This is a genomic window from Sphaerisporangium sp. NPDC049002, assembly GCF_040649355.1.
Classification (GTDB): domain Bacteria; phylum Actinomycetota; class Actinomycetes; order Streptosporangiales; family Streptosporangiaceae; genus Sphaerisporangium.
This window is the reverse complement of record NZ_JBEZFH010000172.1, coordinates 1-16,563: the sequence shown is the minus strand read 5'-3', so window position 1 is coordinate 16,563 and position 16,563 is coordinate 1. Positions and strand designations below refer to the sequence as shown.

The 16,563-nt window shown below is 71.6% G+C and carries 11 protein-coding genes; 3 read left to right on the top strand and 8 right to left on the bottom strand.

Annotated features, from left to right (window positions below):
* Both AB0B89_RS27330 and panB read right to left on the bottom strand, forming a co-directional pair.
* On the bottom strand, window positions 1-1,013 hold a 1,013-nt coding region (locus AB0B89_RS27330; RefSeq protein ID WP_358558554.1), incomplete at its 3' end, for a helix-turn-helix domain-containing protein.
* A 228-nt stretch (window positions 1,014-1,241) separates the two neighbouring features.
* The gene (gene panB, locus AB0B89_RS27325; protein ID WP_358558552.1) at window positions 1,242-2,090 is read right to left on the bottom strand and encodes a 3-methyl-2-oxobutanoate hydroxymethyltransferase; all 849 of its coding nucleotides are present in this window, start codon (window positions 2,088-2,090) and stop codon (window positions 1,242-1,244) included.
* A gap of 355 nt (window positions 2,091-2,445) precedes the next feature.
* On the opposite strand from panB, the gene AB0B89_RS27320 reads away from it, so the two are divergent.
* Window positions 2,446-3,957 (top strand): MFS transporter, encoded by a 1,512-nt coding sequence (locus AB0B89_RS27320; protein ID WP_358558550.1) that lies wholly within the window; start codon window positions 2,446-2,448, stop codon window positions 3,955-3,957.
* Between the two features lie 7 nt (window positions 3,958-3,964).
* Complete coding sequence (locus AB0B89_RS27315) at window positions 3,965-4,570, top strand: TetR/AcrR family transcriptional regulator (protein WP_358558548.1); 606 nt, start codon at window positions 3,965-3,967, stop codon at window positions 4,568-4,570.
* A 27-nt stretch (window positions 4,571-4,597) separates the two neighbouring features.
* Here the strand turns inward: AB0B89_RS27315 and AB0B89_RS27310 are convergent, their stop codons facing one another.
* The 6 genes from AB0B89_RS27310 to AB0B89_RS27285 all read right to left on the bottom strand — a co-directional run bounded on the left by AB0B89_RS27310 (window position 4,598) and on the right by AB0B89_RS27285 (window position 14,750).
* Window positions 4,598-6,388: an NAD+ synthase gene (locus tag AB0B89_RS27310; protein ID WP_358558546.1), complete on the bottom strand. Its 1,791-nt coding sequence runs from the start codon at window positions 6,386-6,388 to the stop codon at window positions 4,598-4,600.
* A 154-nt stretch (window positions 6,389-6,542) separates the two neighbouring features.
* Complete coding sequence (locus AB0B89_RS27305) at window positions 6,543-7,946, bottom strand: BTAD domain-containing putative transcriptional regulator (protein WP_358558544.1); 1,404 nt, start codon at window positions 7,944-7,946, stop codon at window positions 6,543-6,545.
* A 238-nt stretch (window positions 7,947-8,184) separates the two neighbouring features.
* Complete coding sequence (locus AB0B89_RS27300; protein ID WP_358558542.1) at window positions 8,185-10,152, bottom strand: sensor histidine kinase; 1,968 nt, start codon at window positions 10,150-10,152, stop codon at window positions 8,185-8,187.
* Window positions 10,153-10,210: 58 nt separating this feature from the next.
* Window positions 10,211-12,223, bottom strand: a complete 2,013-nt coding sequence (locus AB0B89_RS27295) for a sensor histidine kinase (protein ID WP_358558541.1) — start codon at window positions 12,221-12,223, stop codon at window positions 10,211-10,213.
* A 134-nt stretch (window positions 12,224-12,357) separates the two neighbouring features.
* Window positions 12,358-12,903, bottom strand: a complete 546-nt coding sequence (locus AB0B89_RS27290) for an MFS transporter (protein ID WP_358558539.1) — start codon at window positions 12,901-12,903, stop codon at window positions 12,358-12,360.
* A gap of 131 nt (window positions 12,904-13,034) precedes the next feature.
* Window positions 13,035-14,750 (bottom strand): expansin EXLX1 family cellulose-binding protein, encoded by a 1,716-nt coding sequence (locus AB0B89_RS27285; protein WP_358558537.1) that lies wholly within the window; start codon window positions 14,748-14,750, stop codon window positions 13,035-13,037.
* Window positions 14,751-15,136: 386 nt separating this feature from the next.
* On the opposite strand from AB0B89_RS27285, the gene glnA reads away from it, so the two are divergent.
* Window positions 15,137-16,498 (top strand): type I glutamate--ammonia ligase, encoded by a 1,362-nt coding sequence (gene glnA, locus AB0B89_RS27280; protein ID WP_358558535.1) that lies wholly within the window; start codon window positions 15,137-15,139, stop codon window positions 16,496-16,498.
* Window positions 16,499-16,563: the final 65 nt, after the last annotated feature.

Sequence of the window (16,563 nt, the reverse complement as noted above, 5' to 3'; positions counted from 1 at the left end):
AACGTGGAGGGGTCGGTACGGCCGACGCCGCGCGGCAGGTCGTCCATCGCCTGCAGTGCCCTGTCTGGCCGGCCTTCGATCATGGCGTTCTCAGGTTCCAGCAGCGCGACGGTCAGCGGACCGAACGCCTTCTGCCCGCCAAGGTCGTGCTCACGGCCGAGCCTGGCCCCGGCGGTCTTCGCGAGGCCGAGGTATTCGTCGGCCTCCTCGGGCCGGTTGTTGCGGATCGCCCCGGCGCTGGCCCGGATGAGCATCCACCCCCACGCGGCGAGTTCGTCGGGGGTCGCGGTGGACATCTTCGGCTCGATCTGGTCGGCGGCGCCGGAGCACAGCTGTTCCACCTCGTCGAAGCGGCCTTGCCGCAGCATGGCCCACGCCTGCGACGACACCGCGGATGCGGCGAGGGCAGGGTCGCCTGCGGTGTTGGCGTCGCGTGCCGCTTCCTGAAGCGTGAACAGCGCCAGGTCGTGGGCGCGGATCTGAATGAGGTAGCGGCCGGCCAGCCCGAGCACGGCCGAGCGCAAACGGTGGGCTTGGGTCCGGTCGGCGCCGTCGTCGAAGTGGGCGACGTGGTAGTGAGCGGACCGGACCAGGGCTGGCAGCAGGTGCGCGAGGTCGTCGTACCGGTCGGCGTGGTAGGCCCGGGTGACGGCGGCCGCGGCCTCGGCGAGCCGGGGGAGTGCGACGTCGTCGTGGTCGGCGGTGCCGATGATGGGCATGCCGTTGAGCCCGATCGGAGGGATGAGGGCGGCGCGCATCTCGGTGAGCACGGTGTCGTCGCCGGTATCGACGGTGGGGCGTGGGGGGCCTGCGGCCACGAACCAGACGGTGGTGACACCGAGGACTTTCGCGATCTGGCGGTAGGTTTCCATGCGGGCGGTGCCGCCCTGCTCGATTTTCTTGATGACGGGGACGGACAGGCCGGCCAGTTCGGCGAGCTCTTCTTGGGTGAGCCCACGCCGTTTGCGCAGCTCTCGGAGCCGCGCGCCGGGCTCCGTGCTAGCGTCGTGCATAGCCCTGCACCTCCTGATGTTCGCAAGCTCAGGTTAGGTCCGCAGGGCTCTTTCATGCGAGAGCTTCGGCTGTTAAGGGCCCGTCCGCTCCTTCGGGGGTGGACGGGGCCCGTGTTGGGGTTGATGCGGGACAGCGCGCGGGTCTGAGATTGGGGAATGGAGTCGGCGTTTGGCACGTCGCCGATGACGGGCTCCGGAGCCGGGGGTGACCGGCCCCGGAGTGGGAGATCAGCTGTAGCTGTGCTCCGCGGTGGGGAAGGCGCCGGAGGCCACCTCGTCGGCGAAGGCGCGGACCGCGTGGTCCATCTCCCCGGCCAGGTCGAAGTACTTCTTCACGAACTTCGCCGGATGCGGGGTGAGGCCCATGAGGTCCTGCCAGACGAGCACCTGCGCGTCGCACGAGGGGCCCGCGCCGATGCCGATGGTGGGCACCGACAGCGCGGAGGTGACCCGCGCGGCGAGGTCGGCGGGCACGCATTCGAGCACGACGGCGAAGGCTCCCGCGTGCTCCAGGGCCTTGGCGTCGGCCATGAGCTCGTCGCCGGACTGGCCGCGACCCTGCACGCGGTAGCCGCCGAAGGCGTTGACCGACTGCGGGGTCAGGCCGAGGTGGCCCATGACGGGGATGCCGGCCGAGACCAGCGTCTCGATCTGCGGGAGGACGCGGCGCCCGCCCTCCAGTTTGACCGCGTGGGCGCCCGCCTCCTTCATGAACCTGGCCGCCGACTCCAGCGCCTGCTGGGGTGACGACTGATAGGAGCCGAACGGGAGGTCGGCGACCACCAGCGCGCGCGACGAGCCGCGTACCACCGCGGCCGTCAGCGGGATGAGGTCGTCGACGGAGACGGGAAGGGTGGAGTCGTAGCCGTACACCACCATCGCCGCCGAATCGCCGACGAGCATGACCGGAATGCCGGCCTCGTCGAAGACTCTCGCCGTCATCGCGTCGTAGGCGGTGACCATCGGCCATCTCTCACCGCGCTCCTTGGCGGCTGAGATGTCGCGGACGGTCACTCTTCGCCCAGCTTTGCCGCCGTAGAGCGCGGTCGACGAGCTGGAAACTGACGTAGAGGACATCGTGGATCCCTCCAGGCCTCGAGGCGCCCTTGTGGCGTCCCCGGACGGTCAGATCATCGCACGTCTGACCCTTATAGCAACACCCGGGACGACTCCTGCCCATCCCCTCAGACCCGAGATCCGCGTCACTTCGCGGGCCTCGGCCAGCCCCCAGGAGGGTGCCGACCGTAACCCGGACGAAACCCCTCGTACACCCCCGATAAATATCGAAACGGTACGGTTGCGTATCGAATTAAGAAGCGCTACGGTAGCGTAGCGAAACACCGCCGTATCGAAATATCCGTGAAAACCGTGCTTTGGGGGCATAGTGGAACAACCGACAGGTCACCCACGCCGATGGCAGATCCTCGGCGTGATGGTGTTCAGCCTGCTGGCGATCGTTCTCGACAACACCATTCTCAACGTCGCGCTGAAGGTGATCTCCGACCCGGTGGCGGGGCTAGGGGCCACGCAGAGCCAGCTCGAATGGGCCATCAACTCCTACACCCTCGTCTTCGCCGGCCTGCTGTTCACCTTCGGGGTCCTGGGTGACAGGTTCGGGCGCAAGCGCATGCTCCAGGTCGGCATGGTGCTGTTCGGCCTGGCATCCCTGGCCAGCGCCTACTCGACGGATCCGACCCAGCTGATCTTCGCGCGGGCCGCCATGGGCCTCGGCGGCGCGGCCGTCATGCCGGCCACGCTGGCGATCATCTCCAACGCCTTCGCTCCCGCGGAGCGCGGCAAGGCGATCGGCATCTGGGCGGGAGGCGTCGGCCTGGCCATCGCCATCGGCCCGATCACCGGCGGCGTGCTGCTTGAGCACTTCTGGTGGGGCTCGGTCTTCCTGGTCAACGTGCCCGTCGTGATCATCAGCTCCATCCTGATCGCGGCCCTGGTGCCCGAGTCGCGGAACCCCGACAAGGCCCAGCTCGACCCGTTGGGCGTGCTCCTGTCCATCATCGGACTGGTCGGCGTCGTCTACGGCATCATCAAGGGCGGCGAGCTCGGCACGGTCACCGACCCCGAGGTCTGGGCCCCCACCCTGGCGGGCGTCGCGGTGCTCGCGGCCTTCGTCTGGCACGAGCGCAGGACGGCCCACCCCGCATTCGACGTCCGGTACTTCGCCATCCCGAGGTTCTCCACGGCCGTCGCCAGCGTCGGGCTCGTGTTCTTCTCGATGATGGGCGTGATGTTCTTCCTGGCGTTCTACCTGCAGATCGTCAAGGGGTACTCCCCGTTGCAGGCCGGCGCGCTCGTGCTGCCGTTCGCGGCGGCGCAGCTCATCTTCTCGCCGCTGAGCGCCCAGATGGTCCGGCGGTTCGGCGCCAAGGTCGTCGCCACCACGAGCCTGGTGATCGTGGCCGCCGCGCTGGCGAGCTACTCGTTCCTCCAGGTGGAGACCTCGATCTGGGTCTTCGAGCTCATCGGCTTCGTCCAGGGCGCCGCGATGGCCAACATCAACCCGCCCGCGACCGAGGCCGTCATGTCCTCGCTGCCCCGCGAGAAGGCCGGCGTGGGCTCGGCCATGACCAACACCGTCCGCCAGGTCGGCGGCGCGCTCGGCGTCGCCATCCTCGGCTCGCTGCTGTCCGCCACCTACCGCGAGAACGTGGCGAGCTCGCTGACCGTCCTCCCGGAGAACCTCCGGCACGCGGCGGGTGAGTCGATCACGGCCACCATGGGCGCCGCGCAGGCGCTCGGGCCCAAGGGCGCCACACTGATCGCCCCCGCCAAGCAGGCATTCATGGACGGCATGCACGTGACCGCCCTGGCCGGCGCGGTGGTGGCGCTGATCGGCGCGGCCGTGGTGGCGAAGTGGCTGCCCGGCAAGCACGCGCCCGAGACCCCGGTCGCGCGACCGGAAAGCAAGGAACCGGCAGTAGTGTGAGCTGATCATGGTGAATGAGCAGATGGGGACGGCCCGCACGCCGGGCCGTCCCCGCAGCGAGAAGGCGGAGAAGGCCATCGTCGACGCGACGATCGACCTGATCGCCGAAGGCAGCGGTGTGGCCGAGCTCTCCATCGAGGCGATCGCCGCGCGGGCGGGTGTCGGCAAGACGACGATCTACCGCCGATGGTCCAGCAAGGAGGACCTCGTGGTCGACGCGCTGGCCACCCTGAAGGCCCCGCTACCGGAGCTCGACGGTACGTCCGTGCGCGAGAACGTGGTCCGCTACCTGGCGGCCATGCAACGCGAGTCGCACGACCGCCGCACCCGCTGCATCATGAACATCGCGCTGAGCGAGTCCGACCGCTTCCCGAACCTGGCGGAGCGCTTCCGCGAGATCGCGATCAAGCCCCGGCGGGAGGCACTCAGGGGGATCATCCAGCGAGGCGTCGACTCGGGCGAACTGCGCGCCGACGTCGACGTCGAGGTGGCGATGGCCGCACTGACCGGCGCGATGCTGTTCTTCACCAAGTGGGGCGACACCGACGGCGAGCTCCCCGCCGACCTGGCCGAACGCGTCACCGACCAGGTCCTCGGGGGTCTTCGCCCGTGAGCCGCCGCGCCACCTGAGCCGCCGGCATCAGGTGGCGGGGGTCTCCCGCCAGCGGTTGGTGATGGGCAGGCGCCGGTCGCGGCCGAAGTTCTTCGGGGTGATCTTCGGGCCCGGGGGATACTGCCGGCGCTTGTACTCCGCGAGGTCGACCAGGCGGATCACCCTCGCCACCAGCTCCGCGTCGTGCCCGGCCGCGACCAGCTCCCCCTTGCCCATGTCGTGCTCGACATAGTCGGCCAGCAGCCGGTCGAGCACGTCGTAGGGCGGCAGCGAGTCGGTGTCGCGCTGGCCGGGCCGCAGCTCGGCGCTGGGCTCCTTGGTGATGGAGTCCTCCGGGATGGGCGGCACGGCGAAGTGGTGCAGCAGGTCGCCCCCGCGCCCGGCCTGCGCGTTGCGCCAGGTCGAGAGCCGCCAGACCATGGTCTTCAGGACGTCCTTGATCGGGGCGAAGCCGCCGGCCGAGTCGCCGTAGAGCGTGGAGTAGCCGGTGGCCAGCTCGCTCTTGTTGCCCGTGGTCAGCACGAGGTGGCCGTGCTCGTTCGACAGCCCCATGAGCAGCATGCCGCGCACCCGCGCCTGGAGGTTCTCGGCGGCCAGGCCGTGCAGGTCGACCTCCTTCTCGAAGGCGTCGACGATGCCCTCGATGGGGACCAGCCGGGCGTGGAGCCCCTGCCGCTCGACCAGGTCGCGCGCGTCGCCCACCGAGTGGTCGGAGGAGTGGCGCGAAGGCATGAGCACGACGTGGACCCGGTCGGGGCCGACCGCGTCGGCGGCGATCGTGGCGGTCAGCGCCGAGTCGATGCCTCCCGACAGGCCGAGGATGACCGACCCGAAGCCGTTCTTCGTGAAGTAGTCGCGCACGCCGAGGACCAGCGCCGAATAGACCTCTTCCAGGTCGTCGAGGCGCGGGGCGACGCTCGCGGGCTCGGGAGCGTAGGCGGGCAGTGGCTCGGCCGACAGCTCCAGCCGCTCGACGGTGATCGTGGTGCCGTCTCCGGCGTCCACGGGGAACGAACCGGGCCGGGCCCCGGGATCGGCGAGCGGCAGGTCGAGGTCGGCGACCAGGAGCTCCTCGCGGAACTGGCCCGCCCGCGCGACCAGCCCGCCCCCGGCGTCCACCACGATGGAGTCGCCGTCGAAGATGAGCTCGTCCTGGCCGCCGACCTGGTTGGCGTAGGCGAGCGCGCATCCGGCCTCACGGGCGCGGCCGGCGCACAGCTCCAGCCGTACGTCGTCCTTCTCGCGCTCGTACGGCGAGGCGTTGGGCACCACGAGCAGCCCCGCGCCCGCCTGGGCCACGGCCGACACCGGGCCGCCGTCCTGCCAGAGGTCCTCGCACACGGCGATGGCGACGTCGACGCCGTGGAGGCGGAAGATCGGGAGCCGGTCGCCGCGGACGAAGTAGCGGTACTCGTCGAACACCCCGTAGTTGGGCAGGTGGTGCTTGGCCGTGCGGGTGACGACGCGGCCGCGGTGCAGCAGCGCGGCGGCGTCCAGCGGCGCGCCCTTGGGCTGCCCGGTGCGCGGGGCGACCCTCGAGCGGTCGACGTACCCGACGACCACCGGGATGTCGCCGAGGCCCTCGCCGGCCAGCCGGGCGGCGGTGGCCTCCAGCGTCGCGATCGAGGCGTCGACGAACGACGTGCGGAGCACCAGGTCCTCCACGGGATACCCGGTGAGGAACATCTCGGTGAACACGACGAGGTGCGCGCCGCGGTCGGCTGCGCGGCGGGTCCACTCGACGAGCTTGGCGGCGTTGGCGGACAGGTCGCCCACCGCCGGGTTGGTCTGGGCCAGGGCTATACGCAGTTGTGGCACGGTCTCCACCTTACGTGTGGTCGGCCGCGAGGACCTCGCGGGTGAAAGGCACGAGGACCTTGCGGGTGGTGGGCACGAGGAGACCTTGCGGGTGGTCGGCCGCGAGGACCTCGCGGGTGACGGGCGCGCTACGTCGCGCCCGGGGCGTGGGGTGTCACGCCCCCGGGCTGATCAGGCCGGACTCGTAGGCCAGGATGACGAGCTGGGCGCGGTCGAACAGGCCGAGCCGGTCGAGGACGGAGGCGATCGCGGTGGCCACCGCGTCCTCCGGCACCGCCAGCGTCCCCGCGACCTGCTCGTTGGTCAGGCCGCGCGCCACCAGCTTCACGAGGTCCAGGTCGCTGTCGGACAGCCCCTTCAACCCGTGCGGGACGGCCGGGTCGCCCTGCCCGGCGAAGGTGGCGATGAGCCGGGTCGTCACGGCGGGGTCGATCAGCGCGTCCCCGGCCGCGGCGGCGCGGATGGCCGCGATGAGCTGCTCGGGCGCCGAGGTCTTCAGCACGAAACCGCTGACTCCCGCGCGCAGGGCCGCGTACAGGTTGTCGTCGGTGCCGAAGGTGGTCATCATGATCACCTTCGGCGGGACGGCGTCGGCCAGGACGCGGCGGGCCGCCGCCAGGCCGTCCAGCCGGGGCATGGAGATGTCCATGAGCACCAGGTCGGGCTGGGTGCGGCGGATCAGCGCGATGGCCTGCTCGCCGTCAACGGCCTCGCCGACCAGCTCAAGGCCCGGCTCGCTCTCCATGATGACCCGCAGCCCGGTACGGACGAGGGCCTGGTCGTCGGCGATGACCACCCGCAGCGTCGAGGTCTCCAGCGCGCGTGCGCCGGACGGCGAAGAGTCCGGCGCCGGGGTGTCCAGGTGCGCCGCCTGGGCGAGGATGTCACGCTCTAGACGCTGGAGGGTCGTGCCGAGGTCGAGCCCGAGCTCCTCGCGGAGCAACGTGCGCGCCCGGCGCAGCGCTCCGAGGGCGTCGCCCTGCCGTCCCGCCCGGTACAGGGCGAGGGCGAGCAGCCGCCAGGCCTCCTCGCGCAGCGGGTGCGCCGAGGCGTGGGCCTCCAGGTCGGGGATCGCCGCGGCGGCCCTGCCGAGGCGCAGCGCCGCGTCGGAGCGGTGCTCGATCGCCATCAGCCGCAGCTCGTCCAGCCGCATCGCCTCGGCCGAGGCCCACTGCAGATCCGCGAACTCCGCCAGGGCGGGGCCCCGCCACAGGGAGAGCGCCTTGTCCATGCGCTCGAACACCGTGGCCGCGTCGTCACCCTGCTCGGCGCGTACGAGGCTCTCGAACAGCCAGGAGTCGACGCTCCCGGGATCGGTGCGCAGCGCGTACCCGGGAGGGGCGGAGATCAGGACCTCGGCCTCCTCGCGGGGAGCCCGGTCGGGCTCCAGCGCGCGGCGCAGCCGGGAGACGTAGCCCTGGATCGTGGACAGCGCCTGCGCCGGGGGATCGCCGGGCCACAGCTCGTCGATCAGCACGCTCATGGGGACGGCGCGACCGTGGGCCACGAGGAGGCGGGCGAGAACGGCCTGCTGGCGCTGTCCGCCCAGATCCAGCACCGAGTCTTGGTGAAGCGCTTGAAACGGTCCGAGAGCATGAAATTTCAACATCGCAGCGCATAGCGTAGGGCCAAAAGCGCGGTTGTCCGTACGGCAACACCTGCTGACGTTCAGAGTGGTAAGAAAGCGTGACCAGCAGCCCGCCGCAGAGCGTGATCGCCTTCACCTCGGAGCGTGATCACCCCCGCTCCCGGGCGGAAGGGCACCCTTAGCCGGCCAGGGTAGTACGGCCTGCCGGTCAGAGCGGGAGCACGGCCTCCACCACCGTCCCGCCACCCGGCGCGGAGAAGGCCCCGCAGCTGCCGCCCAGCTCGGCGGCCCTTTCCCGCATCGAGGTCAGGCCCACTCCCGCGCGCGGACGGTCCGGCAGCCCCTTGCCGTCGTCGCCGATCCGCAGCCGCAGGGTGTCCCTGCCGCGATCGAGGGTGATGTACGCGCTGGTGGCGTGGGCGTGCCTGCGGACGTTGGTGAGCGCCTCCTGGACGATCCGGTACACGGCGACCTCGACGGCGGCGGGCAGGTCGGACAGCTCGCCGGTGACCTCCACCGTGGTCTCGGGCGGACCCTCGGCGGCGAGGGCACGTACGGCCGAGGCGAGCCCGAGGTCGTCGAGCGCGGGCGGGCGCAGCCCGTACACCAGCTCCCTGATGTCCCCCGACACCGCGTCCATGCCGGTCCGCAGGTCGCGCAGCAGGGTGTCGGCCGAGTCGGGGGAGGACTTGAGGCTGCTGCGGGCCATGTTGATCGTCATCGCCATGGTCGAGAGCGTCTGCCCGAGGCCGTCGTGCAGGTCCCGGCGCAGGCGGCGGCGCTCCTCCTCCCGCGCGGTGAGGATCCGCTCGCGAGAGCGCTGGAGGTCGGCCGCCATGCGGACCGCGTGGGCGACGTCCGCGGCGTACGGCGCGAGGGTGCTGAGGACGCGCTCGTCGTGGGCGGCGGCGAAGCGGCGGGGGCCGGGACGCCCGAGCAGCAGGCGGCCGACGGTCTCGCCGTGCCAGATCAGGGGGATCTGGCGGGGGGAGTCGCCCACGTCGCCGCTCTCGACGTACCGGGGCTTGCCGTCCTCCACCTCGACCGCCGCGCCTTCGACGGCGAGGCCGTCCTGCAGGACCGTGACCACCGACGAGAGCGCTCTGGCCGGATCGGCGCTGCGCACCTCGTCGGTCAGGCGCTCGGCGAGCAGCCGGGGGTCGCCCACGCGGCCGTACATCATGCGGTCGACGAGCCGCTGGAACATCCGGCGCAGCGGCTGGAAGAAGGCCCCCGCGAAGAGCGCGGCGGCCAGGCCCGCGATCTGGTGCTGCTGCGACACCACCACGCTCGACAGGGCGCCGATGCCGAAGTAGACGCCGCTGACCACGGCGATCATCCCGGCGGCGACGAAGGCCCTGCTGACGATCGTGTCGATCCCGTACAGCCGGTAGCGCGTCACCGAGAAGGCTATGGCGATCGGCACGAGCGCCGCCCAGATCGTGGCGGGGGCCCACCAGTCATCACCGAGCACCATGAACGCGACGTACCCTGTGAAGGCCAGCAGGGGCCAGGCGATCTGCCGCCGCACCACCGGGCCCGAGTAGCGGAAACGGACGGCCAGGGAGAGCAGCGACAGCACCACCGAGCCGATGATGCACGTCCAGGCCACGTCGCTGACCATCGCGTTGTACGGTCTCAGCGCCTCGACGGCCAGCGGGTTCGGGATCACCACGGGAAGGGCGCTGGGGTTCGGCGCCGGCCTCACGATCTGCCGGGCCAGCTCGACCGAGATCGAGACGATGCCGAGGGCGGCGACCGGCCACCAGCGGCGGGAGGGCAACCTGCCGTCGGGTGAGAGGAGGGGCAGCAGGATCGCGAGCGACACGCCGCACACCGCCCAGCCGATCGAGGAGGCCCAGCGCAGGTAGGCGGCCGCGGTGAGCTCGCCGTCCGCCAGGAGGCGGAGCATCAGCCTGCCGCTGAACTCGCTGATCCCCCCGGCCAGGCCGCCGGCGCACATCAGCCACGCCATGGTCAGGCGGGGCCTGTGGAAGATCAGGAAGGCGCCCACGGCGGGAAAGGTGAGGCCGGCCGCCAGATCGGGGCTCGCGGGCGGGCCCAGCCGGTACTCGGGCGGCAGGCCGACGGAGATCATCAGTCCGACGACCACCAGGAGCGGGGACGCCACGCCCATGACGGCGGCCACCGTTCGCGGCGGCGTGATCCTTACCATCCCACCCACCCTTCCCGGCGATGGCCGGTTAGTCGTGCTCTCCCCGCCATCCAGCGAATTATGGGGCCCTGTGATGCGACATTTCGTGCAAGGGAAGGTTGTAGGACTTGGTCGAGATGGTTCTTTGGTCCGAGGCCTCGCCCGCGGTCATCGGAAAGCTCACCTCGACGAGCGTGCCGCCCTCGGGCTCGGCCGTGATCGCGCACGTCCCGCCCAGCTCCGCGGCGCGCTCGCGCATGGACGCCAGCCCCACGCCCGCGCGGAACTCCGCGGGCAGGCCGGCGCCGTCGTCCCGCACGCGCAACCGCAGCTCGCCGGCCGAACGGCTCAGCGTGACCACGATGGACGAGGCATTCGCGTGGCGCCGGGCGTTGGTGAGCGCCTCCTGGGTGATGCGGTAGACGGCCACCTCGACGGCGGCCGGGAGCACGTCCAGCTCGCCCTCCACGGTAAGGCTCGCGTCCGGCTCGGCCAGCAGCCGTACGGCCCCTGCCAGGCCCAGGTCGTCCAGCGCGGGCGGGCGCAGGCCGTAAACCAGTTCGCGGATCTCCTGGGTCACCCGGTCCATGCCCGCGCGCAGGCGCACGAGCAGGCGTTCCGCCGATTCGGGGGAGTCGTGCAGCACCTTCCTCGCCATGGTCACCGACATGGCCATGTCGCCGAGTGCCTGCCCGAGGCCGTCGTGCAGGTCCCGGCGCAGGCGGCGGCGCTCCTCCTCCCGCGCGGTGAGGATCCGCTCGCGCGAGCGCTGCAGGTCGGCGGCCATGTTGGCGGCGTGGGCGACGTCGGCCACGAACGGGGTCAGCACCGCGATCATGCGCTCGTCGTGGGCGAGCGGAAAGCGCCTCTGGCCCGGCCGGCCGATGAGCATCCGTCCCACGCGCGCGCCGTGCCAGACCAGCGGCACCTCGCGGGGGGAGGGGCCGACCAGCCCCACCGCGACGCGACGCGGACGCCCGCCGGTCACCTCGACGGCCACGCCAGAGACGGTGAGGGACTCGCGGGCCGTCGCGACGACCGCCGCCAGCGCGCTCGCCGGCTCGGTGGAGTGGACCTCCATGGTCAGCCGTTGCGTCAGATGGCTCCCGTCGCCGCTGTGCCCGTAGAACAGCAGGTCGGCGAGCCGCCGCAGCGCTCTCCGCAGCGGCTGGAAGGCCACGCCCGCGAACAGCGCGGCGGCGAGCCCGGCGAACTGCCCGATCCCGACGGCCACCACGCCGAGGGTGCTGACCACGAAGTAGACGGCTCCGACCGCGCCCAGCAGGCCCGCCGCGATCAGCGTCCGGCTGACCAGGGTGTCGATGCCGTACAGGCGGTAGCGCGTCACCGCGATCACGATGGCGGCCGGGACGGCGGCCGTGGTCAGCAGGGCGGGCACCGAGTGCGGCGTCCAGGTCTGGACGGCCCAGTCAACGGCCACCGTGTACAGCAGCCAGCCGATCTGCCGCCGCACGGTGGCGTCGGCGGTCCGGAACCGGTCCACCAGGGACAGCAGGCAGAGGCCCTCGGCGATCAGGTACCAGTCCAGGTCGAGGCCGCCGGCCCAGTCCCGTACGGGCGCCAGCGCCGCGATCTCGAAGGGGTTCGGCCCCGCGGGCGAGCCGGGCACCGCGGGCCGTACGACCTGAAGGAACGCCAGGAACAGCACCGTGCCCACGGCGAACGCCGCCACCGGCCGCCACCGGCGGGCGGGAAGCCTGCCGTCGGGGAAGAGCAGGGGCAGCAGGAGGTGCACCGAGACGATGGCCAGCGCGCCCATGAGCACGTTGTAGTCGCCGAGGAGTGAGGCTGTGGGGAGGTCGCCCGCGACGCGCGAGCGTTCCCAGAAGGCCTGAGACAGGCCGAGGGTCGCGGTGGCGAAGCCTCCGGCCAGCATCAGCCAGGCCACCGGCAGCCGGGGCTGCCGGAGGGCGAGCACCAGTCCGAGCGCGGGGTAGACGACTCCCACCACGTCATTCCCGCTCATCACGTGGTCGGAGCCGCCGACCTGTAACCGCAGTGACATCCCCACCGCGACGAGCCCGGCGGATGCCACCGCCAGCGATCCCGCCGCCAAGCCCAGCCTGCGCATTCCCCCTGCCCCCCCTCTGCGCTCCCATGAAGCAGGAGGCATCCGGAAAAGTATCGGACGGCGGATAACGGGTAATCAACGATCTCTGGCTATCGCATTTCAACTGATATACAGCTCAAAAGTGCTGACTCCGGTCAAATAGGTCTTACAGGACGCGGCGGCTCACCGGCCGACACTGGGAGCCGCAGGTCAGACGGCGGAACGGCGGCGGATGGCCGGGTGGTCACGTAGACGACCATCAGGCGGTCCTTCAGCACCTCCCGGAAACCGCCCGCCTCGTGGGACTTCTCCGGCCTGGTCTCGGGCACCGCCCGCCACACCAGGAAGCCGAAGATCAGCGAGGTCACGGCGTCGATCCAGAACAGCCACAGGAACCCGGACTGGGCGAGCCAGCCGCCCGCGACCATGGCGACCGCGAAACCGAGGTTGATCGCCCAGAAGAGCATCCCGAACGCGCGAGGACGGTCGTGCGGCGGGATCAGGTCGGCCACCAGGGCCTGGGAGGCCGGCCGGTAGGCGTCCACGACCATGCCGAGCACCGTCATCGCGGCGATGATCGCCGGCAGCGACGTGCTGTACCCGAGAGCGATCATGGTGACGGCCGTGGCGACCATCCCTCCGGTCAGGGTCGCCCGTCGACCCAGGTGGTCGGACAGCCGGCCCGCGACGATCTGTGACATCAGCGAGCCCCACGCCGAACACCGCCATGACCGCGCCGGCCGTCGCCAGGGACATGCCACGGGCCTGGGTCAGGTAGATCCCGATGAAGGGCTCCACCATCGTGCCGAGCCGGCAGGCGTGTGAATGGGCTTCAGCAGAAGAACGGGCGGCTGGAGGGCAGGGCGGTAAGCGGGGCCCGGTCGGGATCGGGGGGCAGGGTGCCGTCGGAGGGCGTGTCGAGGGTGCCCGTGGCCGTGTGCTCCTCGGAGCCGGAGACCCCGGCGCCCGCCCCGGCGCCCATGCTCCCGCCCCCCGAGCCTCCGCCGAACCCTCCAGCCCCTGGGACTCCGACGCTTCCGAGCCCTCCAGCCCCTGGGCCTCCGCCGCTTCCGAGCCCTCCGGTCCCGGGGAGCCCCCCGCTTCCGAGTCCTCCAGTCCCGGGGACTCCGCCACTCCCGAACCCCCCGGCCCCCGCGACCCCGTCGCTTCCGAGCCCGTCGGATCCGCGGACCCCGTCGCCCCGGGTTCCGGGGTCGCCCTGGGTTCCCGGGACCCCGGCGCTCGGGGCTCCGGTGCCTTGGGCGGGTCGCCCGGCGCCGGTCGCCTTGTCGCCCTGGCTCCCGGGGGCCGCCGGTCCGTGCCCCGGGGCTCCGGGCGCCGTGCCGCCTGGTGACGTCCTGCCGGAGTCCCCGCCTGACGGGAGCGTGCCGCCGGGCCCGCCGTCACGGTCTCCCGCGCCGGCCCTCGGCCCGACCCCGCCGGTCGTGCCGTGCGCGGGGCGGTCGCGTGGCACGGGGGACGACTTCGCCGGGCCGTACAGGCGGCGCGTCGTGCGCTGGACCCCCCTCGGCACGAGGCGGATGCCGGTCGCGGTGACCCGCTGGCCGTACACGTCGGTGATGCGCACGGTGTACGGCCCGGTGCCGATGCCGTGGTCGGCCACCCAGTAGTTGTCGAAGTCACGGGTCAGGGCCTGCCACCGGCCGTCCCGCAGGACCTCCAGCCGCTGGAGGGGGTTGCCGTGGTCGATCGCCTGGATCGCCAGCCACCGGGACGACGAGCCCTGCTTCAGCCGGAACGCCACCGGTCGTGGGACCTCGGGGTTGTGCACCGTGTGGTAGCTGACCCGTGTGACGCCGAGCTCGGTGCCCGCCACGCGGGCGAAGGCCGGGCGGCTCAGGTCGAGCTCGCCCGGGGCGCATGACACGCACTCGTCGACCACCTGGACGCGGACCGTGCCGCCCGGTCCCGTCACGTCGAGATACGCCCCGCAGGCGGCCGACCCGGCGTATTGCTCGGCGGACACGGCCGCCACCAGGTCGCCGAGCAGGGCGCCGCCGAGAGAGCAGTCGCCGCCGAGCCACCTCGCGTTCTCGGCGGCCACGCCGCCCCGTCCGGTGACGACCCAGGACCGCCCAGTGACGAACCCGGACCGGCCAGTGACGAACCCGGACCGCCCGGTGACGAACCCGGACCGCCCGGTGACGAGGCCGGACCGGCCGTTGACGAGGCCGGACCGGCCCGGGGAGTCCCCACGGCCGGTCATGCCTTCCGCGCAGGCGCCGTTCCTGCCGGCCTGGGCCCCGAGCGCCACCAGCGTGAGCGCCGCCGCCATCGACAAGGCCCACGCCAGCCGCTGCCACACGACGGGCTGCCCGGCCGCCCCCGGGTCACCCAGCGCCGGGCGGCCGCGCCGAATTCTCAGCAGCGACGGCGGCACCGTGACCAGGGGCCACGGTCGCGACCACACGACCGGTGGCCGGCCTCGCCGCCGGAGGGACGGACGCCACAGTCGCCGCCGGAGGGGCGGATGCCACAGTCGCCGCCGCGGGGCCGGGTGCCCGGCGCGCCGCCGATCCGCGTTCATGTGCTCTCCCTCGCCGGACCTCACCCTTGACGAATGCAGAACGGCACCATGCTGTCACATTAAGCGACGACGTACCGCCCTCGACCGTCTACTGATCTCCGGCACGGCCACCGGGGGCTCCCGGTGGGTTAACGGGGTGTTTCCGTGACCTGCGGCGACGGGCGCGGCAGGCGATCTGGGAACCCCGTCCGGCCGCCATGGGATCCGAGTTCCGGGATATGGGTCACGCGGTCGGCTTGGTCGTGTCCTCACTACGGACCCGCGTAACGTGTGCGAAACACCAAGCGGGCAGACTGGTAGATGACCAGACAAGTCTTCCGCCGACTCAGAGACGGGTTCAGCGCGACGACGATGGTGTCCGACACCGTCCGGCAGAAGGGGATGCCTTGGACCGCCAGCAGGAGTTCGTGCTCCGTACGCTCGAAGAACGCGACATCCGGTTCATCCGGTTGTGGTTCACCGACGTGCTCGGCTTCCTCAAATCGGTGGCGATAGCCCCGGCGGAGCTTGAGGGGGCGTTCGCCGAGGGCATCGGCTTCGACGGTTCGGCGATCGAGGGTTTCGCCCGCGTTTACGAGTCCGACATGCTCGCCAAGCCCGACCCCTCGACCTTCCAGATCCTCCCTTGGCGCAGCGAGACGCCGGGCGCGGCCCGCATGTTCTGCGACATCCTCATGCCCGACGGCTCGCCCTCGCACGCCGACCCCCGCTGGGTGCTCAAGCGGACGCTCGCCAAGGCCGCCGACATGGGCTTCACGTTCTACACCCACCCTGAGGTGGAGTTCTTCCTCCTCAAGGGGCGGCCAGGGGACGGCCAGAAGCCGGTGCCGAACGACTCCGGCGGCTACTTCGACCACACTCCGCACAGCTCCGGCCACGACTTCCGCCGCAATGCGATCATGATGCTGGAGGCGATGGGCATCTCGGTGGAGTTCAGCCACCACGAGGGCGCCCCCGGTCAGCAGGAGATCGACCTGCGGTACGCCGACGCGCTCACCACGGCCGACAACATCATGACGTTCCGGCTGGTCATGAAGGAGGTCGCGCTGGAGCAGGGCATCTGGGCGTCGTTCATGCCCAAGCCCTTCACCGAGTTCCCTGGCTCGGGCATGCACACCCACATGTCCCTGTTCGAGGGCGACCGCAACGCGTTCTACGAGCCCGGGGCCGACTACCAGCTCTCCAAGATCGGCCGCTCGTTCATCGGCGGCCTGCTCAAGCACGCCGCCGAGATCACCGCCGTCTGTAACCAGTGGGTGAACTCCTACAAGCGGCTGTGGGGCGGCGCCGAGGCCATCGCCGGGCTGGGAGGCGAGGCGCCGAGCTACATCAGCTGGGGCCACAACAACCGGTCCGCGCTCGTCCGCGTCCCCATGTACAAGCCGCACAAGGGGAACTCCACCCGCGTGGAGTTCCGGTCGCTCGACTCCGCCTGCAACCCCTACCTGGCGTTCGCGGTGATCCTCGCCGCCGGTCTGAAGGGGATCGAGGGAGGGTACGAGATGCCGCCGGGCGCCGAGGACGACGTGTGGGCGCTGACCAGCGCCGAGCGCCGGGCCCTCGGCATCGAGCCGCTGCCGCAGAGCCTCGACGAGGCGATCACGACCATGGAGCGCAGCGAGCTGGTCGCCGAGACCTTGGGCGAGCACGTCTTCGACTACTTCCTGCGCAACAAGCGCGCCGAGTGGCACGACTACCGCCGCCAGGTCACCGAGTTCGAGCTCGGCCGCTATCTCCCGGTGCTGTGAGCGCGGGCCGGCGGCGGATTTCCTGAGTATGCGGGCGTGGGGCCGGCGGCGGTGAGCCGCCGGCC